Source organism: Nitrospirillum pindoramense (assembly GCF_007827955.1).
GTDB classification, from domain to species: Bacteria; Pseudomonadota; Alphaproteobacteria; order Azospirillales; family Azospirillaceae; genus Nitrospirillum; species Nitrospirillum amazonense_B.
Window position 1 is genome coordinate 197,941 of sequence record NZ_VITR01000013.1, and the last position, 24,692, is coordinate 222,632.

The following is a 24,692-nucleotide window of genomic DNA, read 5'->3' on the forward strand; positions in this document are numbered from 1 at the left end:
GGCCAGGGACGCCGGATAGACGGGGCACGCGTGCGCCGTCTTGCCAGGACACGCAGGGCGTGCCTTTCCCGTTGGGATAGGGCATGGTTGCGCCATTCACGGCTTAGCGGACGAATGATGGATTTGCGGGGCGACGGTGCGGGGCGTGACGGGGTGGGTTTGCGCCGCTGGATGGCGCTGGCCGCCCTGCTGTTCCTCATCCTCGCGATTGGGGCGCCGGCGGCCCGCGCGGGCACGGGTGTGGCCAGCCCCTCGGTGACCAGCCCGGCGGCGGCCGGCCTCGTTGTCGTCGACGGTCCCGACCTGTCGCTGGGCGGCCATCTGGAATTGCTGGAGGATAAGGGGCGCAATCTGACCTTGGCCGATGTCATGTCCGGCCCGGCCGCCGACCGTTTCACCCCGGCCACTCGCGATACACCCGGCTTCGCCCGCACCCATTCCGCCTATTGGGCCCGCGTCACCCTGGACAATCCAACGGACGGTACGCTCAACCGGCTGCTCGTCTTCGCCTATCCCTATTACCGCGGCCTGGACCTTTATGTGTTTTCCCCCACGGGGGCGCCGGTGGAACAGCGACATGTGGCGGAGGGGGCGCAGGCGCGGGGCACGGACATTCCCCACCGCTATCCCGTCTTCACCTTGTCGCTGCCGCCCGGCCGCACCGTGCTGTACATGCGGGTGGAACACTACTTCGCCTCCTTCGCCCTCTACCTGCGGACCAGCGACGCTCAGGGCTTGGTGGACCGGCGGGACATCCTGCTGCACGGCCTGACCTTCGGCGTCCTCATCATCGCTGCCGCCTACCAGTTCGCGCTGGTGGTGATGGCGGGGGTGGAGGTGGGTGTGACCCTGCTGTTCTACGCGCTGATCACCCTGGCCTACATTTATGGCCAGCTGGGCTATCCCTGGGAGCATCTGCCGGCGGATTTCGCCAGCCATTATTACCGCGAGGTGGTGGGCACCCTGCCCGTGGCCGTGGGGCAGATCTTCGCGGTGCAGTTCCTGGACCTCAGGCGGCGACAGCCCTGGATCGCCCGGCTGCTGCTGCTGTCCACCGGCCTGCTGGTCCTGGACACGCCGCTGCATTACCTGGAGCCGGCCATCGGCTCCGGCATCGCCCAGGCGCTGGCGCTGCTGGGATCCATCCTGACGCTGACGGCGGCGGTGCGTGACCTGCGCCGCTCCGTCAACGCCCGCTTCTTCCTGCTGGGCTTCCTGCCCATCGTCGGGGTGGCGGTGGTGTGGTCGCTGCGCGCCGGCGGTGCCCTTCCCGCCGCCATCTGGACGGAGGCCGCACTCTACGCGCCCAATGCCATCGGCGTGGTGCTGCTGACCTTCGGCGTCGCCTACCGCATCGGCAAGGAGCGGGAGGAGCGTGAGCGCGCGCTGGAGGCGAGCGAGGCCGCCCTGCGCCGGGCCAATGACGAACTGGAAGACCGCGTGCGCACCCGCACCGCTGAACTGAGCGACAGCCTGGAAAAGCTGAAGCGGTCGCAGGACGCGCTGGTGCAGGCGGAGAAGCTGGCCTCGCTGGGCCAACTGGTGGCCGGTGTCGCGCACGAGATCAACACCCCCATCGGCGTCACGCTCACCACCGCCTCCCACGTGTCGGAACGGGTGACGGCCATCGACCATCTGGTGCGGGATGGCCGGCTGCGCCGCAGCGACCTGACCGATTTCATGGGGGAACTGGCGGAATCCTCCCGCCTGATGCTGTCCAACATCGGCCGTGCCGCCAGCCTGATCCAAAGCTTCAAGCAGGTCTCCGCCGACCAGAGTTCCGAGGAGCGGCGGCGGGTGGAGCTGTGCGCCTATATGGAGGAGGTGGTTTCCAGCCTGGGCCCCACCCTGCGCCGGGGCGGCCATACGGCGGAGATCATCTGCCCTTGCCCGGTGGAACTGGAAACCTATCCGGGCCTGCTGGCCCAGGTGCTGACCAATTTCGTCTCGAACTCCATCCTGCACGCCTATGAGCCGGGGGTGCGCGGCCACATCACCATCACCGCCCGCCGGCTGGGCCCCGGAGATTTCCCCGGCGAGGGCTATGCCGGCGGGGCGCAGATCGTCTACCAGGACGACGGCCGCGGCATTCCGGCGGCCATTCTGCCCCGCATCTTCGATCCCTTCTTCACCACGCGGCGCGGGGCGGGGGGCACCGGCCTGGGGCTCAACATCGTCTACAACCTCGTGACGCATCGATTGAAGGGCACTGTCACCGCCGCCAGCGAGGCGGGGGCCGGTACGCGCTTCACCCTGATCCTGCCCGACCTGCGGGGCCGCGAGGGGCAGGGCGAGGTACCGGAAGCCGCCGGCCAGGACCGACCCCATACACCCGATACCCTGGTGGCGGCGCGGATGCCGCGCTAAGCTGGGGTGTCGATCCGCTCACAGGGACTAGAACCCCATGCGTATGAAGAAGGAGGTCAATCACGGCGCCCTGCTGCGTGAGCTGGCGGGATCGCTGTCGTCCACCGTGACCTCTTTCGAGCAGATGTCGGCCCGGCCGGCACAGTCCTTCCCGGACTATAAGAAGGCGCGCGCCGTCTATCACGAAATCCAGGCCATGATCTTCACCATCGGGGACAAGGCCGACAGCCGGCCCAACGACGCCCCGCGCGAGCTGAAGTCCTGGCTGATCCGTATGCGCTTACGCTCCATCGCCGCCTTCACCCGCGTCAGCCTGGCCTTCTTCCGTAACCCGCCGCAATTGCTGGTCCACGCCCTGGGCGCCTATGAGATCCTGCAGCATGAACGCGAGGCCTTCACCAAGGTGCTGGCCGACTACGACATGATGCTGTTCGAGGCTGGCATCGACGACAAGACGGCCGATGAGTTGGACCGCGTGCGCGTGAACATGGAGGAGGTGGTCGAGCGGCTGGAAAACCTGCTGAAGACGGCACCGCCGCAACTGACCGTGTTTTAAAAAAAACGACTTGGCCCCCTCTGGAAGCGAACATCGCAACCGGTTGTTGTTCCTGCCGCACAGGTCGAAAAATTTCATGGATCCAGGCGTGCAAAACCACGCCTTAAGCCTTGATCTCCCCCGGCAATTGCTTTCTTGTCGCACCTAACGGCCTTGCTGTGGCCGCGGGTCCCCCGGGGCATCGGGGAAGGGGGCCCGGCAACACGCCTCGTGACAAGGGGCTTAGGGAGATGTGCCCATGGAACAAGTGAAAAAGCCCTGGTATTCGATCCTTTACATCCAAGTCCTGATCGCCATCGCCCTGGGCATTGTCGTCGGCTTCATCTGGCCCACCTTCGGCGCCTCGCTGAAGCCGCTGGGTGACGGCTTCATCAAGCTGGTGAAGATGATGATCGCGCCGGTCATCTTCTGCACCGTGGTCAGCGGCATCTCCGCCATGACCGACATGAAGAAGGTGGGCCGCGTGGGCGGCAAGGCCCTGATCTATTTCGAGGTCATCTCCACCTTCGCGCTGGTCATCGGCCTGCTGGTGGGCGAGGTGGTGCGGCCCGGCGACGGCATGAACGTCGACACCCACACGCTGGACGCCAAGGCGGTGGCGACCTATGTCGACAAGGCCGCCAAGGACAATGTGGCCGATCATATCCTGGGCATCATCCCCGATACCTATCTCGGCGCGCTGGGCGGCGGCGACCTGCTGCAGGTCCTGCTGATCGCCATGCTGACCGGTTTCGCCATCGCCCACCTGGGCGACTATGGCAAGCCGGCCACGGTGGTCATCGAGCGCATGTCGAAGATCTTCTTCCGCATCATCCACATGGTGGTGCGCCTGGCCCCCATCGGCGCCTTCGGCGCCATGGCCTTCACCGTCGGCAAATACGGCATCAGCGCCCTGCTGAACCTGGGCATGCTGATCGGCAGCTTCTACCTGACCAGCCTGCTGTTCGTGCTGGTGGTGCTGGGCGTCGTCGGTTGGCTGTGCGGCTTCTCCATCCTGCGCTTCATCAACTACATCAAGGCCGAACTGCTGATCGTCCTGGGCACCTCCTCTTCCGAGACGGTGCTGCCCCAGATGATGGAGAAGATGGAGCGTCTGGGCTGCGCCCGTCCCGTGGTGGGTCTGGTCATCCCATCGGGCTACAGCTTCAACCTGGACGGCACCAACATCTACATGACCCTGGCCACCCTGTTCCTGGCCCAGGCGACCAACACCCACCTGACCTTCGGGCACCTGATCACCATCCTGCTGGTGGCCATGCTGACGTCCAAGGGGGCCAGCGGCGTCACCGGCGCCGGCTTCATCACCCTGGCTGCCACCCTGGCCGTAGTGCCGGACATCCCCATCGCCTCCCTGACCCTGCTCATCGGCATCGACCGCTTCATGAGCGAATGCCGCGCCCTGACCAACCTGGTGGGCAATGGCGTGGCCACCATCGCGGTCAGCAAGTGGGAAAAGGAATTGGATACCGAGGTCCTGCACCGGGAACTGGCGAACGGACCCAGCGCTGCCTGAGCCTTGGAATTCGGCCGGCCCGACTTCAACCCGGCCGATAGCAAGACAGCATGCCATGAAACGCGACAGGCCCCGGATCGACTGATCCGGGGCCTGTTTGCTTATCGGGGACGCCTCAATTGCGCACGCAGCTTTCCGTGCCGGTGTTGCCGCCCTTGTAGGCCTCTTCGTAATAGAATTTGTCGAAGCGTACCTTGCCGTCCTGGGTGCGGGTCACCTTGGCGATGCCCGTTCCATAATCCTGGGTGGCCGGGTCGTCGTGCGCGAAGGTGATGGCCATGATGTCGCCGTCGGCGGTGGCGACGCCGCGATAGCTGCCGTAGCTCGGCACCTCCATCTTGAAATGATAGCCGGCCCGCGTTCCGTGCGACTGCGCCTTGTCCATCTCCAGCGTCACGGTGGAGGTGTAGGCGCCCTCATGCCCATCCACGCCGGTGCAGGCGTAGGTGCCGCTGAGGTCGTGGCCGGTGAAGGGCGCGGATGCGCTTTGCGCGACGGCCGCAGGGGCGGTGGCGATGAAAAGAGCGGCGGGTGCCGCCAGGCGCAGGCGCATGAAAAACCCCCTCAAGATGGCTTGAGGGGGCGTTATCTCACGCTGGTGATCAAGGGGGCCAGCCCGCCCTTAGGACGAGAGCCTGGAACGACGGGGCCCGCCCCACACCCGCGCCCTTACGCCCACTGGCGGACGCGGCCGGTGTCGACGTGGACGAAATGGGACTTGGGGTAATAGCCGACGCCGCCCTGCCTCAACTCCACCGCCACCTGGCGGATGCGGGCCAGGGGCTTGCTGGCCAGGTCCAGGTCGATGGCCTTGCCTTCCATGTGCATGCTGTGGGTGGCCACCCCTTCGGAATTGGCCGCCAGCATGGCGTTGGTCTTGGGGCAGCGATAGCCGCAGATGACCTGGATGGTCTCGTTGGTGCGCAGGCGGTGCTGCATCTGGAACATCAGATCCAGCAGCTTGGGGTCCATGGCGATGGTCTGGTTGGTCCGCCAGTCGCGCAAGATGGAATTGACGTCGTGCAGAGCGGTCGGCAGGTACTTGCCGTCGGCCCAATAGGTGACCTTCAGCTTCTCGCCGGTGTGCAGGTGATTGAAGGCCAGGACGCGGCGGTTATCCGATAGCGGCCGGGTGGCGGCGCGGGCATTGGACCAGTCGCCATGCATCAGGTTGCCATGGGCGGCGCTGTGGCCGTGGGTGGCGTCCCCGTGATGCTTTTTGACAGCTTTGGCCAGGGCCGGCAGCGGCGAGGCGACACCGCCCACCAGGGCAACACCGGTGGCCAGCTTGGCGAAGCCGGTCAGCAGGCCACGGCGGGTGGGAGCGGAAGTCGTAACCGGGGACGCGTCGGTGGAAGTGGTGGCGTCGCAGGCAATAGTGGACAGACGCGCTGCGTCATGCCGGTCGTGCATTCTGTGAGGTCCCCATTTCACTGGCCGGAGCCCCGCGTCACCGGCAGGGCTGGGCTGCAGTCTGTGACAACGGGGTGTGAATAAGCAAGCCTGAAATGAGGCAAAAATTTGATGAACGTGTGACCGCCACCCTACGGCGCCCAGGGCCCCCGCCTTTGCAACCGCCACCGAAACGGTCACAATTCGGACGGGGACCTTGCCTGGTCAGCGCACCGGGTTGGTGTTGGCCGGGACGGGGGCCGACGCCGGCACCGGGGTGACCGTGCGGGCGGACGGGGCGGCGGTACGCGGACCTGGCACCGAAGGCTTTGGAGTCTCAGGCGCTTTGGATGCCTCAGCCGCCGGTGCCGGCACAGTGTTGGGCGCCGCGTTGGGGGCGCTGCCGGGGGTGGGGGCGGCCGCCGGCGTCGCCGCCGGGACCACCGGCTTGCGCGGACGGGGGCCGTTCAGGGCCGCCAACACACGGGCGTCGCGGCCGTAGACGTCGGTGCGGAAGTCGATGCCGCCGTTCGGGTCGGTGACCGTGGTGATGTAGGTGATATGCACCGGCAGGCGATTCTTCAGGCGAATCGTCTGGTGCTTCAGGCTGTCGCCGCCGATCTCGGCCCGCAGTTTCTCCTCCGGCCAGCCGGGGGTGTCGGTCAGGGCCAGGATGGCCAGGGCCAGGGCCGGCGGGTCCTGCACCCGGATGCAGCCGTGGCTGAAGGAGCGCACGGCCCGGTCGAACAGCCGCTTGGACGGCGTGTCATGCAGGTAGATGTCGAACTTGTTGGGGAACATGAACTTGATGCGGCCCAGCGAATTGTCGTTGCCCGCGTCCTGCCGCACCCGCCAGTGGAAGTTATGCGGCGTCACCGTCGCCCAGTTGATGCTGCTGGGGTCCACCGGCACCGCGTTGGACGTCCAATCCGACAGCAGGGTGTAGTGGTTCTTGACGACGTAGCTGTGATCCTTCTTCTGCTTGGGCAGAATCTCTTCCTTGGTGATCTTGGTCGGCACGTACCAATAGGGGTTCAGCTCCATATAGCTCATGTTGCCGATGAAGACCGGCGTGCGGGTGAAGGGCGCGCCCACCACCACGCGCATGGTCATCTGCACGTCCATGCCCCGCATCAGCGACAGGGTGTAGTCGGCCAGGTTGACCACCAGATAGGGCTGGTCCGCCGGCTCCCGCTCCCACCGCCAGCGTTCCATGTTGACGATGATCTGGTTGATGCGCTGATCCACCGTGGCGTTCAGCTCAACCAGGGTGCGCCTGCCGATGGCGCCGTCGGGTTCCTGACCCTGGCGGCGCTGGAACTCCTTGACCGAGGCGGCCAGGGCGTCGTCGTACAGCTCGGGATTGGCGCCCTTGGGCAGCGGGGTGGGCAGGGGCTTGGCCTCGCCGGTGGCGACCAGGCGGGCGCGTAGCGCCGGCACGCGCGGGTCAACCATGCCGGGCTTCAGCGCGTCACCGGCCTTCTCCACCTTTGGCGCCGGTGCGCCCGGATTGGCCGGGTCCGCTGCCGGGCTTGGGGGCGGTGCGGGCGGCGCCTTGGGCGCGGGCGGAATGGTGGGCCAGCCGCCGGCGGCCTTCATCTGCCGGTAATGGGCCAAGGCCGCCTTCAGCGCGGCGTATTCCGGCCGGTGCGGCGGCAGGCCGGCCAGCAGGGCCGCCAGATCCGGCGCCGCGGCGACGGAGGCCAGGAACTGCGCGCGGTCGAAGGGCGGCCGGTCGATCACTAGCTCCGGATCGGCCAGGGTCGGGATGATGCGTCCCACCGACACGTCGCTGGCGTAGTGGACCAGCGCCAGGCTGAGGCCGGATTCAAAGCTGGCCTGGGCCTCTGGGCTGTCCAGGTGGCCTTGCTGGCCGGTCAGCGTGGCGGCGGAATAGTCGTTGGGGTTCAGCCCTTCCTCATCGGCGTGGGCCAGGACGGCCAAGGCCGTGCGCGCGGTGGCCGTGGCCTCGCCATGGTCCACCCATAGGGGCTTCAGCCCGCGGGCCCGGTAGAAGCGCGCCAGCACGGTCTGGTCACTGTCATCGGGCGTGGCGTCCCCTTGGGTCACGGGGAAGCGGTCCTTCATCAGGTCCGCCAGGTCGCGGGCCTGCGCCGTCCCCAGGGGGGCGAAGATCAATACGGTGGCCAGCAGCGTGGCGGTGGTGGCGGCACGGCCCCACATCACGGCCCGTGGCCCATTCCGGTCACTGGGGGCGTACGCCCCGGTCGACAACCCCATGCAAACCCCGCCCGGCTCACGCCCTTGCTGCCCCGGGGCCAGTCCCCGGGGAACCCTCGTCAACGACGGCAAGGGTGCCCCCCTGTGCAGCCGCGTGTCGACCCGACAACGATGCCTATCCGGTTCGCCCAGGGGCCCATCGTCTGATCGGTTGCGGACTATGCCAGCAGTTAGCGGCAAGAAAAGGGCGAAACCGTTCGGCCTGGCGTATTGGGTTCCGTGCGGCCACCGCCCGTTGCAAAAACGCCATGCCCCGCGACGGCGAACCGCGCGGGGCATGAACACGCTGTAAACGGGCGGGCTTGTGGCCTTGATCAGGCCAGGCCCTTCTCCACGAACGTCGCCAGGCGGCGGCCGAAAGCCACCGGGTCGGGCAGCGCCTCACCCTCCAGGATTCGCGCCTGGTCCAGCAGCAGCCAGGCCGCATCCGCCAGGGCCTCACCCTGGGCGCCGCCGGCGCCGTTGGCCTTGGCCAGTTCCGCCAGGCGGCGGATCAGCGGATGGCCGGGGTTGACCTCCAGGATGCGCTTGGACGTCTCGTCCAGGCGGCGGTGGGCCTTCAGCATGCGCTCCAGGTGGATGTCCATGTCGCCCTCGTCGGCCACCAGGCAGACGGCGCTCTCGCGCAGGCGTTCGGAGGTGCGGACGTCCTTGACCGCGTCGCCCAGGGTCAGCTTGGCCAGCGCCACCAGGTCGGCAACGCTGTCCTCCGGCGCCTTGGGCGTCTCCTCGGCCTTGTCCTCGGCCGTGACGTTGGCCAGGTCGGCGCCGCCGCGGGTCACGGACTTGAAGGCGTGGTCCTTGTACTGGGTGACGGACTGCAGCCAGAACTCGTCCACCGCGTCGGTCAGGAACAGCACCTCGACACCCTTGGCGCGGAAGCCTTCCAGGTGGGGGCTGCGGGCCAGCGCCGCCTTGTCCTCGCCGGTGATGTAGTAGATGGCGTCCTGGCCCGGCTTCATGCGGCCGACATAGTCTTCCAGGCTCACCAACTCATCGCCGTGGGTACTGTATGCGCGCAGCAGCTTCAGCAGGGTGTCGCGCTGCTCCCGCTCCTCATACAGGCCTTCCTTCAGCACGGCGCCGAAGTTCTCCCAGAAGCGGGCGTAGTCCGCCTTGGCGTCGGCATCGTCGGCCTTGCGGGCCAGGTCGCCCAGCACGCGCTTGGCGATGCCGGTGCGCATCTTGGCCAGCATGGGGTTGTGCTGCAGCATCTCGCGGCTGACGTTCAGCGGCAGGTCCTCGCTGTCCACGACGCCGCGCAGGAAGCGCAGATAGGCCGGGATCAGCCCCTCCGGCCCCTCGGTGATGAAGACGCGGCGGACGTACAGCTTCACCCGGTGCTTGCGCTCCGGTTCGAACAGGTCAAAGGGCTTGGATTCGGGGATGAACAGCAGGTTGGTGTATTCCAACACGCCTTCCGCCCGCCAGTGCAGGGTCAGCCACGGTTCGTCGAAGGCATGGCTGACGTGGTGGTAGAATTCCTTGTACTGCTCAGCCGTGATGTCGCTCTTGGACCGGGTCCACAGGGCGGAGGCGGCGTTGGCCGGCTTCTCGTCGTCGCCCACCAGCACGGGGATGCTGATGTGGTCGCTGTACTTCTTGACGATGCTCTGCAGGCGGTAGGTCTGCAGGTAGTCATCCTCGCCGTCGCGCAGGTGCAGGACGATGCGGCTGCCGCGCGCGGGCGCATCGTCGCTCTCGCCGACGGTGAACGAGCCCTTGCCGTCCGAGGCCCAGCGCCAGCCCTGGCTGTCGCCCGCCTTGCGGGAAAAGACCTCGACCTCGCCCGCCACCATGAAGGCGGAATAGAAGCCCACGCCGAACTGGCCGATCAGCGACAGGTCCTTCTCGCCGGCCTTTTCCGCCTCTGCCTTCTGCGACAGGGCGGCCATGAAGTTGGCGGTGCCGGACCGGGCGATGGTGCCCAGGTTCTCCACCAGCTCTTCCCGGTTCATGCCGATACCGTTGTCAGCGATGGTCAGCGTGCGGGCGGCGGTGTCGGGCGTCAGGGTGATGCGGAAATTGGCGTCCCCGGCCGTCAGGTCCGGCTGGGTCAGGGAGGCGTAGCGCAGCTTGTCGCAGGCGTCCGAGGCGTTGGAGATCAGTTCCCGCAGGAAAACCTCCTTTTCCGAGTACAGCGAATGCGCGACGATATCCAGCAGCCGGGAGACTTCGGCCTGGAAGCTGAGTTTCTCCTCACTCATGGGCGTGTTCCGTCCTCTTTTCTGGGCGGCCCTGTCGTGGCGCCGCCGGCGTGGTGAACCTGGTTCCGACGGCCCCCCAGGCATGGGCCGGCCGTCGCGCCCCGATATGAGGGGACGGCGGCTTGGACGCAAGCCCCTCCATCGGGGGCAGGACCTGATCCCGTGTATTTTTTGCCCGCACCGCCACCGGGGGTGTCAGATGTCGTGGTTCAAACGCACCGCTTCCCCCGTCACCCCGACCGTTGACCTGGAAGCCCGCCGCGCGGAGCGGGAGGCGCTGGTGTCCGCCATCGCCCGGCGCATGGCGCTGGACCGTTCCTTGGGCCTTCCGGCGCTGAGCGACCGGGTGGCCGATGCCCTTCGCGCCATCCCGCGTGAACTGTTCACCCCGCCGGGGGTGGCGGCACGCGCTTACCGCGATGACGTCCTGCCCCTCGCGGCCGGCCAGACCCTGTCGCAGCCGTCCCTGGTGGCCTTGATGACGGAACTGCTGCGCCTCCAGCCCGGCGACCGGGTGTTGGAGATCGGTGTCGGCTCCGGGTACCAGACGGCGCTGCTGGCCCACTTGGGTGCGACGGTCTTCGGGTTGGAGGTCATTGCCGACCTGGCGCAGGCGGCGGAGCGGCGGCTGGCGGCCTTGGGGCTGAAGGGGGTCACTGTGCGCGTCGGTGATGGCCACGCCGGCTGGCCGGAGGCGGCGCCCTTCGACGCCATCCTGGCCGCCTGCGCCGCCCCGATGGTGCCGCCGGCGCTGGTGGCGCAACTGCGGCCCGGCGGCCGGCTACTGCTGCCGGTGGGGCCGGCCCAGGGACCGCAGCAACTGTGCCTGGTGGAGAAGGGGCTAGACGGTGCCGTCCGCGAACGCCCCCTGCTGGCCGTGGCCTTCGTGCCCATGGTGACGCGCTAGGGCTCGACCGCCACCCTTACTCACCGGGCCTCAACCGTTCACCGCCCTGGTCATCAGGGCAGCTTGGCCAGGCCGGTCATCAGTAGGGTGACGTCGCTGCCGTTCAGCTTCACATGGCCGTCGGGCCGGAAGTCCAGGCTGAAGCGGCGGCCCTGGCCTTCCGGCGCGCCCAAGGATTGCAGGGCGAAGAAGCCCAGCATGGGGCCGTTGCCCACGCTGTTGGCCGGCAGGTGGTCCAGGCCGTGCATCAGCAGCGACAGGGTGCCGGTCAGGCCGCGCGGGTTGGTGGCGTCGAACACCAGGGCGGCGCTGCCCATCAGGGCCGCGTCGGGCGCCTGGAAGTCCAGCTTGTCGATGGTCAGGTGGCTGCCCGCCTGGCCCAGGGCGGCCAGGGTGCGTTCCTTGATGGCGCGGTTGCGGTGCTTGGTGTCGCCGGGCAGGGTGGTCCAGTCCGCCTCCGCCAGGGTGCGCGCCGGCAGGTCGCTGATCTTCAGGTGCAGGTCGCCCTTCTCGGGGATGGGGTCGGCCTGGCCGGCGGCGGCTGGCTTGACCAGGCCCCGGTGGCTGTAGTCCAGCGACAGCACGCCGTGGTCACCCTCCATATTGTCGGCGATGACGCTGGCGGTCAGGGTCTTCAGCGAATAGGGCCGGCCCTCGTCATCATGGCTGGCGTAACCGTCCAGGCTGAAGCTGCCCTTCATGCGCGACAACACGGCGCCGGCGGGCCCGGGCTCCGTCCCGCCGCCCACGCGCAGCAGGGCGCCCTGGGTCATGTTGAAATCCGTCAGGTCGATGGCCAGCAGGCCGCGCAGCAGCCGCGTCTCATCGGCACCGTCCGGTGTCTTGGTCTGCAGCTTGTTGACCTCCACCCGCACCGGGCCGCTCCACCGCCCGCGCGCCTCATCCTCGGGCATGAAGCGCACCGTCAGGGCGTCCATGGCCACGGCGCCGTGGCCGGGGCGGGGGATGAAGCGGATGTCGCCGGCCTTGGCGTCCAGCAGGTCCACCGTCTGGAAGTCGGGCGTCCAGCGGGCGCGCAGGCTTTGGCTGCCCAGCCGCACTTCGCCGATGCGCATGCCCTGGCCGTCGAACACGCCCATGGGGCTGGGCAGGGTGCCGGTGGCGTCCCAGTGGCCGTCGGCCGTGGGAGTCACGGCCAGGACCAGCGTGCCCAGGTCCAGCACGCTGTCGTCGCCCAGGTGCAATTGCGCCCCCGGCAGGCTCAGGCGGTAATGGTCCCCCTCTCGCGCGGCGCTGGCGTGGCCGGTCAGGGTCAGGCGCAGGCTGTCGCTCTTGTGCGGGTTGGCCGGCTTGGTCAATTGCTGTTCCGCCAGCCGGGCAAGCTTGTCCGCCCCCTCTTGCGTCACCGGGGTGGCCAGGGCGGTGGTGCCCAGAAGCAGGGAGAACAGCGACAGGGTGGCGATGCGGGCGCGAACGGACATGAACGGGTTCCCAAGGGGCCTGGATGGTGCGAGGTGATACGCTGGGCCGGGCGGAATCAAGCGGCGTGCCTGTTCGGCCGTCGCCCTGTATAAGGCGTCACCCAATATAAGGATGGCCCCGCATTATGTCCGCATTGCGGGGGGACTTTTTCCAGGGCCACTTTTCCCTGGGCCACTTGGCCGCATGGGGAGAAGGGCCAGCCCGGAACACCCACCCTCCATCAGCGTTCAAGAAGCGCCGGATCCGTGGGACCGACTTGTATTCAGGCGCCGCCGCCCCAACACTGAGTGCCATGAACGATCCGTCGCGCCCTTCCCTCCTTTCCCCCCTGCCGGTTCAGAGGCGGGCCGCCGACAGCGTGGGGGCGTTGCCGGGGGGCCGGGTGGTGGCGGTGCTGGGGCCCACCAACACCGGCAAGACCTACCTGGCCATGGAACGCATGCTGGCGCACGCCAGCGGCATGATGGGCTTTCCCCTGCGCCTGCTGGCGCGGGAAAACTACGACAAGGTGGTCAAGGCCAAGGGGGCGGGCCAGGTGGCCTTGGTGACGGGGGAGGAGAAGATCATTCCCCCCGGCGCCCGCTATTGGATCTGCACTGTCGAATCCATGCCGCTGGACCATGTGGCGCAGTTCCTGGCGGTGGACGAGATCCAACTGGCCGCCGATCCGGAGCGCGGGCACATCTTCACCGACCGCCTGTTGCACGCCCGCGGGACGGAAGAGACGATGTTCCTGGGCTCCGACACCATCAAGCCGCTGCTGCAAAAGCTGATCCCCAAGGCGGAGTTCGTGTCCCGGCCCCGCTTCTCCAGCCTGACTTACAGCGGGCACAAGAAGCTGACCAAGCTGCCGCCCCGCGCCGCCGTGGTCGCGTTCTCCGCCGCCGATGTCTATGGCCTGGCGGAGCTGCTGCGCCGGACGCGGGGCGGTACGGCGGTGGTGCTGGGCGCGCTCAGCCCCCGCACCCGTAACGCCCAGGTGCAGCTCTACCAGGAAGGGGCGGTGGACTACCTGGTGGCGACCGACGCCATCGGCATGGGCCTGAACATGGACGTCGACCATGTGGCCTTCGCCCGCCTGTCCAAGTTCGATGGCCAACAGCCGCGCCGCCTGCGGGCGCCGGAGGTGGCGCAGATCGCCGGCCGCGCCGGCCGACACCTGACCGATGGCACCTTCGGCACCACGGATGAGGCGCCGCCGCTGGATCCCGAGTTGATCGACGCGGTGGAGAACCACACGTTCGAGACGTTGAAGACCCTGATGTGGCGCAACGTCGACCTGGATTTCCGCAGCCCCCAGGCCCTCCTGCGCGCGCTGGAGGAACGGCCGCCGTCCCCCGTGCTGATCCGCGCGCGCGAGGCGGACGACCATCTGGCCCTGCAGGCGTTGTCGCAGGATGCCGACCTCATGCGTCTGGCCAACAACCCATCGGCCGTGCGGCTGTTGTGGGAGGTCTGCCAGATCCCGGACTTCCGCAAGGTGCTGTCCGACGCTCACACCCGCCTCCTGTCCCAGATCTTCAAATATCTGCGCGACGGCCCGGCCGGCACCTTGCCGCTGGACTGGGTGGCGGCCCAGGTCGCCCGCCTGGACCGGGGGGAGGGCGACATCGACACCCTGGTGTCGCGCATCGCCCATATCCGCACCTGGACCTACATCTCCCACCGTCCCGGTTGGCTGGACGACGCCGTCCATTGGCAGGAGCGCACCCGCGCCATCGAGGACCGGCTGTCCGACGCCCTGCATGAGCGCCTGACCCAGCGCTTCGTCGATAAGCGCTCCGCCGGCCTGGTGAAGCGCCTGGCCGACGGGCGGGACCTGATGGGGGCGGTGGATCGCGATGGCCGGGTGCTGGTGGAAGGGCACGCGGTGGGCCGCCTGCACGGCGTGGCCTTCCAGTTGGATGCCGACGTGCCGGCGGCGGACGCCAAGGCTATCACCACCGCCGCCCGCCGCGCCCTGGGCGACGTCATCAATCAGCGGGTGCGGGCGCTGGAGACGGCACCCGATGCCGCCATCACCTTGGACGGCGGGGGGGAACTCAGCTGGGACGGCGCCGTCATCGGCGTGCTGACGCCGGGCCCCACGCCGCTGGCCCCTCTGGTGCGCCTGGTGGGGGATGATTTCCTGCAGACCGGCCAGCGTGAGCCGGTGCGGCTGCGCCTGGCCCATTGGGTGGAGGCGCATATCGCCCGCATCCTGGCGCCGCTGACGGCGCTGGCCGCCGCCGCTCTCGGCAAGGAGGGGCAGCGCAAGGAGGGGCAGGGGACAGAATTGTCCGGCGCCGGCCGGGGCATCGCTTTCCAGGTGGCGGAGGCGCTGGGCGGCCTGCCGCGCGCCGCGCTGGAGCCGTTGATCGCCTCCCTGACCAAGGAAGACCGGCGGCGTCTGGCCGCCCTGGGCTTGCGCCTCGGCTTCAGCCAGGTGTTCCTGGCGGCGCTGACGCGGCCGGCGGCGGTGGCCTTGCGCGGCCTGCTGTGGTCGGTGGCGCGGGGCATGCCGGTGGCCGTGCCGGCGCCCGGCCGTGTGACGTTGCCGGTGGGTGATCTGCCGCCGGACTTCCTAGCCGCCATCGGCTACATCCCCTTGGGCGCCCGGGCCATTCGGGTGGACATGGTGGATCGGTTGGAGAAGTCGTTGGCCGACCGGGCGAAGGCCGGGCCGCTGACGGTGGTGGACGATCTGGTGCTCAGTCTGGGCGTGCCCCGGGCGGAGGTGCCGTCCCTCATGTCCGCGCTGGGGTATCGTCTGGGCCAGCCCAAGGCGGAGGGGGAGCCGGCCCCCTGGCTGCGCCGCCGGCCCAAGACCACCCGCGTGCCAGCTCCTGCCAAGGCGGTGCGTGGCAAGGCGGGTGCCGCGCCGGCCCAGCCGGTGCCGGCCAGCGACAACCCTTTCAGCATCCTGCGAACGTTGGTGGAGGCGCCCTGATGGCGGCGGGTGATGTCTAAGGTGAACGGCAAGGGTGACAGCGGCGGGGAGGATGAGGACGCCGCCGATCTGGCCCAGGGACGGCTGCGGCTGGACAAATGGCTATGGTATGCCCGCTTCCTGAAGTCCCGCAGCCTGGCGGCCAAGCTCTGCGGATCCGGCGCCATCCGCTGCGGCGGCGCCACCATCACCAAGGCGCACCACACCGTGCGGCCGGGCGACGTGCTGACCTTCCCCTTGGGCAACCATATCCGCGTCATCAAGGTGCTGGCCTTGGGGACCCGCCGGGGGCCGGCGCCGGAGGCCCAGGCCCTGTATGAGGATTTGTCCCCGCCCACGCCGGAGTCCCGCCTGCCCAGGGCGCCATAGGTTTCCGACCGCCCAGGCACCGCGGATTTTGGGTGAAGCGGTTCTATCCGGCCCTGGTCCACCGGCCTACACTGCCGGCCAATGAGCGCCGCCCAGGGGGGCTTGGGCGCGAAATTCGGGGTTGGCTTATGACAGGTTGGGTAAACAACAGGGGTGTGGTGACGGCGGCCTTGGCCGTGGGCTTTGCCGGTGCGGTGCTGGGCACCTGCCTGGCGCCCGATATGGCGCACGCCGCCGCCGCGTTCGATCCGGCGGCGGCGGCCCAGGCCTACATGGATACCGTCCCGGCGGATGTGCGGGCCAAGTCGGACGCGTATTTCGAGGGCGGCTATTGGCTGCAGCTGTGGCGCTTCCTGGTGTCGCTGGCGGTGGCGGCGGTGTTCCTGGCCGGTGGCCTGGCGCGGCGGCTGCGCGACCGGCTGGCCGGTCTTGGACGCTTCGCCACGCCGGTGTTCTTCATCGCCTACACCGTCATCGACTACGCCCTCAGCCTGCCCTACGTCGCCTATTCCGACTGGTATCGGGAGCGGCAGTACGGCCTGATGAACCAGACCTTCGGCGGCTGGCTCGGCGACCAGATGATCCAGCTCGCCATTTCCAGCCTGAGCGGCGCCCTGGTCATCTGGGTGCTCTACGCCATCGTCCGCCGCCTGGGCCGCAGCTGGTGGGTATGGGCCAGCGCCTTCGGCGTGGTGGTGGTGGCCCTCATGGTCGTGGTGACGCCGGTCTTCGTGGCGCCGCTGTTCAACAAATACGAACCGATGAAGCCCGGTCCGGTGCGCGAGGCCCTGTTGTCCATGGCCCGCTCAAACGAGGTGCCGGCCACCGACGTCTATGAGTTCAACGCCTCCCGCCAGTCCAACAAGATCAGCGCCAATGTCAGCGGCCTGTTCGGCACCACCCGCATCTCCCTGACCGACACCCTGCTGCAGCGCTGCACCCCGGCGGAGATCAAGGCGGTGATGGGGCATGAGATGGGGCATTACGTCCTGAACCATGTCTTTGTCATCCTGCTCTATCTCTCCATCCTGGTGTGCTTCGGCTATCTGTTCGTGGACCGGGTCTTTGGCCGGCTGACGCGCGGTGGGCGCTGGGGCATCACCGGCCTGGGCGACGTGGCTGGCCTGCCCTTGGTCGTCATCCTGTTCACCGCCTATTTCTTCGTGCTGACGCCCGTGCTCAACACCATCATCCGCACGCAGGAGGCGGAGGCCGACGCCTTCGGCCTGAACCTGGCGCGCGAGCCGGACGGCTTCGCCACCGTGGCGCTGAAGCTGGCGGAATACCGCAAGCTGGCCCCCGGCCCGTGGGAGGAGATCCTGTTCTACGACCACCCGTCGGGCTACAACCGCGTCCTGCGCGCCATGCGCTGGAAGGCGGAGAACCTGCCGGCGGCGCCGGCTGAGGCCGCACCCACCGAACACGCGCCCGCTCAGGCCCCGGCGGAGCCAAAGCCGTGACCGACGCGCCCTCGCCCCCCGTTTCCCCCTTGGCCGAGCTGCTGGCCCACGCCCTCTCCTATCCCGAGGCGTGGGAGGATCATCCCTGGGGGGAGACGGTGGTGAAGGTGCGCCGGAAGATTTTTGTCTTCCTGGGGCGGGATAGGGAGGCGGGCTGCCATGTCACGGTAAAGCTGCCCCGCTCCGCCCCTTTCGCGCTGGATATGGCCAACTGCGCGCCCACCGGCTACGGCCTGGGGCGCGCGGGTTGGATCACCGCCACATTCGGCGTGGGCGACGACGTGCCGCTGGATCTGCTGCGGGCCTGGATCAAGGAGAGCTACCAAGCCGTGGCGCCCAAGACGCTGGTGGCCCGGCTTTAGTCGATCCCAGCTTTAGTCGATCACCGTCACGGTGTCGCCCGGCCGCACCGTCCCGCCCTCGATCACGCGGGCGTAGACGCCGCAATTGACGTGGCCGTAGCCGTTCATCAGGGACTTCAGCACGGGCATGTCACGCTCTCCCGTCACCGGGTTCACCTCGGTTGCGGCGCAGCGGCGGATGTTTTTGAAGACCTCAAGCAGGGTTTCACCCATGCGCAGGCGCTTGCCCACCCACTGCGCCTCCGCCCAGGGGGCGAGGTCGGCCAGCAGCAGGTTGCCCCGAAACCGGCGCGGGTCCACCGGCGCCTGGGTCACCCGTTCCAGATCCTTGCAGCTAGCCAGGTTGATCAGCGACACGGCCTTTTCCTCGATGTCGCTGAACATATGGCCCGCCGCCTCGATGATCTTGTAGGGCGGCGGCACCGCCGCGTCCCTCATGTAGGCGGCCAGGAACTGTTCGATCAGCAGGCGGCCGGTGGGGGTGTCGATGCGGCCGCGGGCCACCGGCTTGCCGTTGCGCGCCAGCACCAGCATGCAGCTGTCGGCGTCATAGCGCGCGTCGAGGGTGGCCAGCCGCTCGTCCCGCATCAGGGCCAGGAAGTTGCTCTTGGGCCGCCAGGCGGGGGCCAGCACGTCGAAGGTGGTGGCGCCGTGGGTGATGGCGAACCGGCGGTCCTGCGGCAGCCCCTGGCCAGGGGTCAGCGTCACCGCCGGCAAGGTCTGGGCGGATAACCCCTTGACAGGGAAATAGTGCAGAATGGAAACGGTCGTCATCATGGGCCCACTTTAAGGGGGGCCCCCCGCCCCTTGTCAACGCAAGGGGCAAGACGGAATGACGACAATTAGATGTAGGAACAGGGCCTGAACAACCTTGCGGCCGCCAACCGCAAGCCCCATATCGCAGGTGCATCCTTCGGATCGCACAATTGTCGTGGATCATGGCTGGAACGGGCTGCCTGGCGGACGCTCTGGCCGACATCGGGAGCTATCGAGATGGACTTCGAAAAGTTCACAGAGCGCAGCCGTGGCTTCGTGCAGGCGGCGCAGACGCTGGCGTTACGCGGCGGACACCAAACCCTGAACCCTGAACACCTGCTGAAGGTGCTGCTGGACGACAGCGAAGGCCTGGCGGCCAACCTGCTGCGCTCCTCCGGCGCCGATCCCGCCCGCGCCCTGGCGGGGGTGGAGGCGGCGCTGGCCAAGGTGCCGGTGGTGTCCGGCCCCGGCGCCGGGCAGATCAGCCTCAGCCGCGAACTGGCCAAGGTGTTCGACAACGCCCTGCAACTGGCGCAGAAGGCGGGCGACAGCTTCGTGACGGCGGAGCGCCTGCTGCTGGCCCTGGCCATGGCCGAGGGTACGGCGGCCGCCAAGGTGCTGGCCGAGGCCGGCGCCAAGCCGCAGGCCCTGAACCAGGCCATCAACGCCCTGCGCAAGGGCCGCACCGCCGACAGCGCGTCGGCGGAGCAGAGCTACGACGCGCTCAATAAATACGCCCGCGACCTGACCCAGGCCGCCCGCGACGGCAAGTTGGACCCCGTCATCGGCCGTGACGAGGAAATCCGCCGCACCATCCAGGTGCTGGCCCGCCGCACCAAGAACAACCCCGTCCTGATCGGCGAGCCCGGCGTGGGCAAGACCGCCATCGTGGAAGGCCTGGCCCTGCGCATCGTCAACGGCGACGTGCCGGAGGGGCTGAAGAACAAGCGCCTGATGGCGCTGGACCTGGCCGGCCTGGTGGCGGGCGCCAAGTTCCGCGGCGAGTTCGAGGAACGGCTGAAGGCCGTGCTGCAGGAAATCCAGTCCGCAGCGGGTGAGGTCATCGTCTTCGTGGACGAGCTGCACACCCTGGTGGGGGCGGGCAAGGCCGACGGTGCCATGGACGCCTCCAACATGCTGAAGCCCGCCTTGGCGCGCGGCGAACTGCACTGCGTCGGCGCGACGACCCTGGATGAATACCGCAAGTACATTGAGAAGGACGCGGCCCTGGCCCGTCGCTTCCAGCCCGTCTTCGTGGCCGAGCCGACGGTGGAGGACACCATCTCCATCCTGCGCGGCCTGAAGGAGAAGTATGAACTGCACCACGGGGTGCGCATCACCGATGGCGCCATCGTGGCCGCCGCCACCCTGTCCAACCGCTACATCACCGACCGCTTCCTGCCCGACAAGGCCATCGACCTGGTGGACGAGGCCGCCAGCCGGCTGCGCATGGTGGTGGACAGCAAGCCCGAGCAGATCGATGAGCTGGACCGCCAGATCATCCGCCTGAAGATCGAGCGCGAGGCGCTGAAGCGCGAGACCGACCAGGGCTCCAAGGACCGGCTGGTCAAGCTGGAGACGGAACTGGCCGAGCTGGAGGAGCAGTCGGGCAACCTCACCGCCCAGTGGCAGGCGGAGAAGGACACCCTGTCCAGCGCCCAGAAGCTGAAGGAACAGCTGGAACAGGCCCGGGCGGAGCTGGAAAACGCCCAGCGCACCGGCAACTGGGCGCGGGCGGGCGAGCTGACCTACGGCGTCATCCCGGAGACGGAGCGCCGCCTGCGCGAGGCGGAAGAGGCCGGCGGCAACCGCATGCTGAACGAGGAGGTGCGCGACGGTGACATCGCCGCCGTGGTCAGCCGCTGGACCGGCATCCCCGTGGACAAGATGCTGACGGGCGAGCGGGAAAAGCTGCTGCGCATGGAGGAGAAGCTGCACAGCCGCGTGGTGGGCCAGGACGAGGCTGTGGTGGCGGTGTCCAACGCCGTGCGCCGCGCCCGCGCCGGCCTGCAGGACCCCAACCGTCCCATCGGCAGCTTCCTGTTCCTTGGCCCAACGGGCGTGGGCAAGACGGAGCTGACCAAGGCGCTGGCCGAATTCCTGTTCGATGACGAGACGGCCATGGTTCGCCTCGACATGTCGGAATACATGGAGAAGCATTCCGTCGCCCGCATGATCGGCGCCCCTCCCGGCTATGTCGGGTATGAGGAGGGGGGGGCCCTGACCGAGGCGGTGCGCCGCCGGCCCTACCAGGTCGTGCTGTTCGATGAGGTGGAGAAGGCCCACCCCGACGTGTTCAACGTGCTGCTGCAGGTGCTGGACGACGGCCGCCTGACCGACGGCCAGGGCCGCACCGTGGACTTCCGCAACACGCTCATCATCATGACGTCCAACCTGGGGTCGGAGGCGCTGGCCTCGCTGGCCGACGGGGCGGATGCGGCGGCGGTGGCCACGGCGCATGCCCATGTGCTGGAGGTCGTGCGCGGCTCCTTCCGGCCGGAGTTCCTGAACCGGCTGGATGAGATCCTCATCTTCAACCGCCTGTCGCGGCCGCACATGGCCGGCATCGTCAACATCCAGCTGGGCCGCCTGCGGCGCATGCTGGCCGACCGCAACATGACCCTGGAAATGGACGATGCGGCCCTGCGCTGGCTGGCCGACGCCGGCTACGACCCGGCCTACGGCGCCCGGCCGCTGAAGCGGGTCATACAGCGGGAACTGCAGAACCCGCTGGCCACCCGCATCCTGGAAGGGCGTATCGCCGACGGCCAGACCATTACCGTCTCGGCCGGGCCGGAAGGGCTGGTGCTGAACGGGGAGTCCCTGAAGGCGCCGCCGGCCTCTGGTGAAAGCCTGTGGGGCCAGCCGCCCACGGTGCATTGATACTCCAATGATAAGGGCTGGCTCCTGCGGGGTCAGCCCTTTTTGATACCGCACCCAGGGCAAGGGCCATTGGGGATGGCTGCCTTAATAAACCTACGATCGGCGCTAGAATTCCAAAATGGTAGCTATGCACATTCCATTTTGGAGATTGTAATCAATGCGCGATAGGGGGGAATTGGTTGTTTTCGCGGTAAGAGCCATAGAATAAACGGATCTTCCGGCATCGGTGGTGATGTCGATATAAATGAGGCCCCAGGAACAAGATAATGATGGTGCTGTCGTGAAGGACATGTAGGCCCAGCCGTTGCTCTGTGCCCCTACATGAGCAATTATTTTATTGTTCTCGGTTGTAACAGCAAGAGCGTTTGCTGAGAGCATGGTGAACAAGAAGACAAGCGCAATCTTTATTGTCGACCTCATGGCACAGCCTTTTGTTCTTGTGGAATTCCCAATGACGCAAGCCAATCTTGTCAGACGGCCCCAAAGTGGCAATTTGCCCGGTATAGTCATCGCCCCGCCGGCGGATGTTTCAGGCAACTGACGATCTCGCCCTCAAGTGCCCAGCCGCTGAAACTAGCCTTTCCGCCAAGTTCAGTCTTACAAGTTCAGTCTTGGGGCTCTGCACTTAGTGCCTTTTAACCGCAGCCTGGACCACATGACCGGCACCCGGCTTGCCGGCCACCATGGTCATGCCTTCCTGCATGTCGCGGAAGGTGTCCTGGTCCTGGGCGACAATGGCCTGGAACTGCTTCAGATCCTTGCCGTCCAGCTTGCGGCCGGCCTCGATTTTGGCCTCCTTGCTGTCGGGGTTGATCTGCTGGCCGCCGCGCAGCACCTCAAAGTGCAGGTGCGGGCCGGTGGCGCGGCCGGTGGCGCCGACATAGCCGATGACGTCCCCCTGGGCCACCCGCAGGCCGGCCCGCATGCCCTTGGCGATGCGGCTCATATGGCCGTAGGCGGTTTCCATCTGGTTGCCATGGCGCAGCTTGACGTAGTTGCCATAGCTGCTGAACGGCCCGGCCTGCTCCACCACGCCGTCACCGGCGGCATAGATGGGGGTACCCACCGGGGCGCCGAAGTCCTTGCCCTTGTGCATCTTGCTGTAGCCCAGCACCGGATGCATACGCATGCCGAAGCCGGAGGTGACGCGGGCCCCGTCGATGGGCGTGCGCAGGATGGCGCGGCGGATGCTTTCGCCCAGGGCGTTGTAATAGTCGGCCGTCCCGCCGGCGGCCTGATAGCGATAGATGGCCTTCTCCTTGCCCGACAAGGTCAGGGAGGCGAACTGAATTTCGCCATCGCGGGCGGCTTGGCCATCCTCGGTGTAATAGCGCTCGAACAGGATTTCGAAGGTATCGCCCGGCTGCAGGTCGCGCTGGAAGTCGACATCGTAGGCGTAGCGCTTGATGAAGGCGTCCAACACGGGGTAGGGGACGCCAGCGGCGCTGGCCGCTTCCGACAGGCTGCTGGTGATGCGGCCACGGGCGGCCACCAGCTTCTTCTCCAGCGGCTTGTCGATCTGCCGCGCCTGATAGCGCCCGCCATTGAAGGCGACGGACACGGCGCGCTCGGCCGCCGGCTGGAACTCCAGCCCGATGAACTTGTCACCCTCGCTGTGGTCGAACAGCACGGTGATGCCCTGGCCCGCCTTCATGCGGCGGACGTCATACACGCCGCTCAGGGCGCTGATGGCGTTGTGGGCGCTGTCGGCGGGGACGCCGCCGTCCATCAGCACCTGCATCAGGGTACTGCCACGGCCGACATTGACATGGCGGCGTTCCACCGGATCGACGGACAGCTGGGCGCCCGCCTGGGGTGTGCCGGCCTGCGGCGGCGCGGCGGTGGCCACGGTGGTCTGCTGGGGAACCTGCTGGTCCTTGGGCGCGGCCGCGGCGGCTGCGGCCAGGTCGGGGTCCACATCGGACGGCGGCGCCGGCGGCAGGGCCTGCGGGGCCACGGCCACGGTGCCCGTGTCGTCCAGCGACGCCAGGGAAACGATGCCACCCAAGGTCAGGGCGACGGCCGATGTCACGGCGATCCGTTTCAGCAAGGCCCCCACTCCCCCAATCCAAACCGCATCGTCAAAATCCTCTGACCTCAAAGCTACACAGGGGCCCCATCGGGCGCAGTTTTCCGGGATGCCGTTGCCGGTCCCCGGGCACAGTGTCGACGGGCCGCCCTGCCGAACGGCCTTGCCATGGCGCCAAGCGCGCCACGGAAATCCCCACACCGAACTCCGTCCCCGAAAGGGGAGCCCGGCCTGGGGGAGAGGAACTGACGACTGGAAACGCCGACCCCGGTGCGTGCGCCCCGGAGGCTCGGCAGGTCGTAACGCCCCAGCTTCTTCTCATTCTCATCCGTTGGGTCCAGGACAACCGCTCAAAAAGGCAGGAAATGCCTGGCCATCGGTTGGGCCAATCCTCGCGTGACGTGATTGTCACTGTCAACGGGAACATCCTACGTACGGCACGTTAATAAGACTTGAAAGACAGCGAGGTTTGAGTCCGTGCGGCCGGCCCGCGACATAGACCCGGGTCGTGGCGAAATTGAGGCGAAGCACGGCGCCTCCTTCGCTGGTCGCGCCGGCAGGCGAAAGCGCCGGCCTATGGACCTGTGCTGTGCCTGTGCACGCGCGCGCGATCATATATAGGGATCGTCTATGGATTGGCCTTGGCGTCTGGCCTTTTTGCCGCTTGGTTCGGGGGCTTGGACAAAAATCGTCATGGTGCTGCAAGATTTCTGTAGACAGGCCCCGGGTGGGGTCTCTATAACCCCGTTCACCGACGCGGCGGGCGACAACGAACGGCGCGACGGCGAAGCGATCCCTGAGTTCTGGCGGTTGACGCTGGTGGTTGAGGGGTGGCGGTTCTGGCGGTAACGCCGCTGGACGAAACGGAATTTGCCCTTCCTGTCCGGGTATGGGCTGATCCTCCTGGGGATCGGTCAAGGATGGGGTTGTGGTTTGAGCGCGTTTTTGCGTTTGGGTCACGGGTTCTTGAACAAGTGAACGTCTTGAGAAGGGATGCGCAGACGGCGGTTCCGATGATGGGCCCGGTACGGGCAGCAACATGGAAACGACCAGAACGCATCTTGAATACATGCTCTGAAATTGACCCCTGAGGGATCGGGGGTTCAGGAACGGACTTGGGTTTAGGTGCCGACGAAGGTTGGTTTCCGTCGAGGTCGTCATCGAGCTTCATGCTTGAGGATGAACCGCATTGAACCTGAGAGTTTGATCCTGGCTCAGAACGAACGCTGGCGGCATGCCTAACACATGCAAGTCGAACGAAGGCTTCGGCCTTAGTGG

The 24,692-nt window shown here is 67.5% G+C and carries 17 protein-coding genes and 1 rRNA gene; 11 read left to right on the forward strand and 7 right to left on the reverse strand.

Features of this window, described 5'->3' with window-relative positions:
- The first annotated feature begins 114 nt into the window (after window positions 1–114).
- From FBZ90_RS21005 to FBZ90_RS21015, 3 genes are all read left to right on the forward strand, one after another.
- Window positions 115–2,367 carry a sensor histidine kinase gene (locus FBZ90_RS21005; protein ID WP_145734928.1) on the forward strand — a complete coding sequence of 751 codons (2,253 nt, stop codon included), beginning with the start codon at window positions 115–117 and terminating at the stop codon, window positions 2,365–2,367.
- A gap of 37 nt (window positions 2,368–2,404) precedes the next feature.
- Window positions 2,405–2,923 (forward strand): hypothetical protein, encoded by a 519-nt coding sequence (locus FBZ90_RS21010; protein ID WP_145734929.1) that lies wholly within the window; start codon window positions 2,405–2,407, stop codon window positions 2,921–2,923.
- Window positions 2,924–3,161: 238 nt separating this feature from the next.
- Window positions 3,162–4,436, forward strand: a complete 1,275-nt coding sequence (locus tag FBZ90_RS21015; RefSeq protein ID WP_145734930.1) for a dicarboxylate/amino acid:cation symporter — start codon at window positions 3,162–3,164, stop codon at window positions 4,434–4,436.
- A gap of 115 nt (window positions 4,437–4,551) precedes the next feature.
- Here FBZ90_RS21015 and FBZ90_RS21020 read toward each other — a convergent pair whose 3' ends face one another.
- From FBZ90_RS21020 to htpG, 4 genes are all read right to left on the reverse strand, one after another.
- The gene (locus FBZ90_RS21020; RefSeq protein ID WP_145734931.1) at window positions 4,552–4,989 is read right to left on the reverse strand and encodes a hypothetical protein; all 438 of its coding nucleotides are present in this window, start codon (window positions 4,987–4,989) and stop codon (window positions 4,552–4,554) included.
- 116 nt (window positions 4,990–5,105) lie between these two features.
- Window positions 5,106–5,849: a peptidoglycan L,D-endopeptidase MepK gene (gene mepK / locus FBZ90_RS21025; RefSeq protein ID WP_246130613.1), complete on the reverse strand. Its 744-nt coding sequence runs from the start codon at window positions 5,847–5,849 to the stop codon at window positions 5,106–5,108.
- Window positions 5,850–6,053: 204 nt separating this feature from the next.
- On the reverse strand, window positions 6,054–8,012 hold the full coding sequence (locus FBZ90_RS21030; RefSeq protein WP_246130639.1) for a L,D-transpeptidase family protein: 1,959 nt from the start codon (window positions 8,010–8,012) through the stop codon (window positions 6,054–6,056).
- Between the two features lie 371 nt (window positions 8,013–8,383).
- Window positions 8,384–10,276 carry a molecular chaperone HtpG gene (htpG, locus tag FBZ90_RS21035; RefSeq protein WP_145734933.1) on the reverse strand — a complete coding sequence of 631 codons (1,893 nt, stop codon included), beginning with the start codon at window positions 10,274–10,276 and terminating at the stop codon, window positions 8,384–8,386.
- A 199-nt stretch (window positions 10,277–10,475) separates the two neighbouring features.
- Here htpG and FBZ90_RS21040 point away from each other — a divergent pair, with 199 nt between their 5' ends.
- Window positions 10,476–11,183 (forward strand): protein-L-isoaspartate(D-aspartate) O-methyltransferase, encoded by a 708-nt coding sequence (locus tag FBZ90_RS21040; RefSeq protein ID WP_211102227.1) that lies wholly within the window; start codon window positions 10,476–10,478, stop codon window positions 11,181–11,183.
- A 53-nt stretch (window positions 11,184–11,236) separates the two neighbouring features.
- Here the strand turns inward: FBZ90_RS21040 and FBZ90_RS21045 are convergent, their stop codons facing one another.
- Window positions 11,237–12,625 (reverse strand): DUF2125 domain-containing protein, encoded by a 1,389-nt coding sequence (locus FBZ90_RS21045; RefSeq protein WP_145734934.1) that lies wholly within the window; start codon window positions 12,623–12,625, stop codon window positions 11,237–11,239.
- Window positions 12,626–12,918: 293 nt separating this feature from the next.
- On the opposite strand from FBZ90_RS21045, the gene FBZ90_RS21050 reads away from it, so the two are divergent.
- The 4 genes from FBZ90_RS21050 (at window position 12,919) to FBZ90_RS21065 (ending at window position 17,746) form a co-directional block, all read left to right on the forward strand.
- Window positions 12,919–15,555: a helicase-related protein gene (locus FBZ90_RS21050; protein WP_145734935.1), complete on the forward strand. Its 2,637-nt coding sequence runs from the start codon at window positions 12,919–12,921 to the stop codon at window positions 15,553–15,555.
- A gap of 12 nt (window positions 15,556–15,567) precedes the next feature.
- Complete coding sequence (locus tag FBZ90_RS21055) at window positions 15,568–15,924, forward strand: RNA-binding S4 domain-containing protein (protein ID WP_145734936.1); 357 nt, start codon at window positions 15,568–15,570, stop codon at window positions 15,922–15,924.
- 128 nt (window positions 15,925–16,052) lie between these two features.
- A complete protein-coding gene (locus FBZ90_RS21060) occupies window positions 16,053–17,384 on the forward strand; it encodes a M48 family metallopeptidase (protein WP_145734937.1) in 1,332 nt (443 codons plus the stop codon).
- The gene (locus FBZ90_RS21065; protein WP_211102229.1) at window positions 17,381–17,746 is read left to right on the forward strand and encodes an MmcQ/YjbR family DNA-binding protein; all 366 of its coding nucleotides are present in this window, start codon (window positions 17,381–17,383) and stop codon (window positions 17,744–17,746) included. The genes FBZ90_RS21060 and FBZ90_RS21065 overlap by 4 nt, the downstream gene beginning before the upstream one ends.
- A 12-nt stretch (window positions 17,747–17,758) precedes the next feature.
- Here the strand turns inward: FBZ90_RS21065 and FBZ90_RS21070 are convergent, their stop codons facing one another.
- Window positions 17,759–18,523 (reverse strand): MOSC domain-containing protein, encoded by a 765-nt coding sequence (locus FBZ90_RS21070; protein ID WP_145734938.1) that lies wholly within the window; start codon window positions 18,521–18,523, stop codon window positions 17,759–17,761.
- Between the two features lie 216 nt (window positions 18,524–18,739).
- Between FBZ90_RS21070 and clpB the strand changes: the two genes are divergently transcribed.
- A complete protein-coding gene (clpB, locus tag FBZ90_RS21075; RefSeq protein ID WP_145734939.1) occupies window positions 18,740–21,385 on the forward strand; it encodes an ATP-dependent chaperone ClpB in 2,646 nt (881 codons plus the stop codon).
- Window positions 21,386–22,010: 625 nt separating this feature from the next.
- Here the strand turns inward: clpB and FBZ90_RS21080 are convergent.
- Entirely contained in the window at window positions 22,011–23,444 is a 1,434-nt protein-coding gene (locus tag FBZ90_RS21080; RefSeq protein WP_145734940.1) for a M23 family metallopeptidase, read from the reverse strand.
- Window positions 23,445–24,044: 600 nt separating this feature from the next.
- On the opposite strand from FBZ90_RS21080, the gene FBZ90_RS27950 reads away from it, so the two are divergent.
- Window positions 24,045–24,263 carry a hypothetical protein gene (locus FBZ90_RS27950; protein WP_186455964.1) on the forward strand — a complete coding sequence of 73 codons (219 nt, stop codon included), beginning with the start codon at window positions 24,045–24,047 and terminating at the stop codon, window positions 24,261–24,263.
- A gap of 342 nt (window positions 24,264–24,605) precedes the next feature.
- A 16S ribosomal RNA gene (locus FBZ90_RS21085) occupies window positions 24,606–24,692 on the forward strand; the annotation flags it as partial.

Bases quoted from the DNA above. Each gene is read 5' to 3' on its own strand.
- clpB (WP_145734939.1), top strand. From the start codon at position 18,740: ATGGACTTCGAAAAGTTCACAGAGCGCAGCCGTGGCTTCGTGCAGGCG.
- FBZ90_RS21040 (WP_211102227.1), top strand. From the start codon at position 10,476: ATGTCGTGGTTCAAACGCACCGCTTCCCCCGTCACCCCGACCGTTGAC.
- htpG (WP_145734933.1), bottom strand. From the start codon at position 10,276: ATGAGTGAGGAGAAACTCAGCTTCCAGGCCGAAGTCTCCCGGCTGCTG.
- FBZ90_RS21055 (WP_145734936.1), top strand. From the start codon at position 15,568: ATGTCTAAGGTGAACGGCAAGGGTGACAGCGGCGGGGAGGATGAGGAC.
- FBZ90_RS21010 (WP_145734929.1), top strand. From the start codon at position 2,405: ATGCGTATGAAGAAGGAGGTCAATCACGGCGCCCTGCTGCGTGAGCTG.
- FBZ90_RS21070 (WP_145734938.1), bottom strand. From the start codon at position 18,523: ATGATGACGACCGTTTCCATTCTGCACTATTTCCCTGTCAAGGGGTTA.
- FBZ90_RS21060 (WP_145734937.1), top strand. From the start codon at position 16,053: ATGACAGGTTGGGTAAACAACAGGGGTGTGGTGACGGCGGCCTTGGCC.
- FBZ90_RS21005 (WP_145734928.1), top strand. From the start codon at position 115: ATGATGGATTTGCGGGGCGACGGTGCGGGGCGTGACGGGGTGGGTTTG.
- FBZ90_RS27950 (WP_186455964.1), top strand. From the start codon at position 24,045: ATGGATTGGCCTTGGCGTCTGGCCTTTTTGCCGCTTGGTTCGGGGGCT.
- FBZ90_RS21045 (WP_145734934.1), bottom strand. From the start codon at position 12,625: ATGTCCGTTCGCGCCCGCATCGCCACCCTGTCGCTGTTCTCCCTGCTT.
- FBZ90_RS21050 (WP_145734935.1), top strand. From the start codon at position 12,919: ATGAACGATCCGTCGCGCCCTTCCCTCCTTTCCCCCCTGCCGGTTCAG.
- mepK (WP_246130613.1), bottom strand. From the start codon at position 5,849: ATGCACGACCGGCATGACGCAGCGCGTCTGTCCACTATTGCCTGCGAC.
- FBZ90_RS21020 (WP_145734931.1), bottom strand. From the start codon at position 4,989: ATGCGCCTGCGCCTGGCGGCACCCGCCGCTCTTTTCATCGCCACCGCC.
- FBZ90_RS21030 (WP_246130639.1), bottom strand. From the start codon at position 8,012: ATGTGGGGCCGTGCCGCCACCACCGCCACGCTGCTGGCCACCGTATTG.
- FBZ90_RS21015 (WP_145734930.1), top strand. From the start codon at position 3,162: ATGGAACAAGTGAAAAAGCCCTGGTATTCGATCCTTTACATCCAAGTC.